General features: G+C 51.5%; 1 protein-coding gene. It reads left to right on the plus strand.

Translation table 11 applies throughout. From position 1 onward, the window contains the following. Positions 1-75: 75 nt before the first annotated feature. The coding region (locus J2D75_RS14735) for a transposase (RefSeq protein ID WP_341534983.1) at positions 76-297 on the plus strand (222 nt) is incomplete at its 3' end.

A 297-nucleotide genomic window follows, 5' to 3' on the forward strand; every position in this document is an offset into this window, starting at 1 on the left:
TGGAGGGTTCGAAAAACCCACTGGTATTGAGGTCTGCTCTGTGATTCCATTTTCCTTGCGTTGATTGGAGTATGGATCATGAAGCAGGCGGGATTTTTTGACGTTGAAGAGCGGCTTGCCCGGCTGAGCGGGCTTGGTGATCAGCTCGAAGCATTTTCCCGAACTGTGGATTTTGAAGTCTTCCGCCCTGACCTGGAGAAGGCTCTGGCGTATTCTGACGGAAGCAAGGGCGGACGACCGCCATTTGATCCGGTGCTGATGTTCAAAATTCTGGTGATCCAGACGCTCAACAATTTG

Source organism: Acetobacter suratthaniensis, from assembly GCF_017377745.1.
Taxonomy (GTDB): Bacteria; Pseudomonadota; Alphaproteobacteria; order Acetobacterales; family Acetobacteraceae; genus Acetobacter; species Acetobacter suratthaniensis.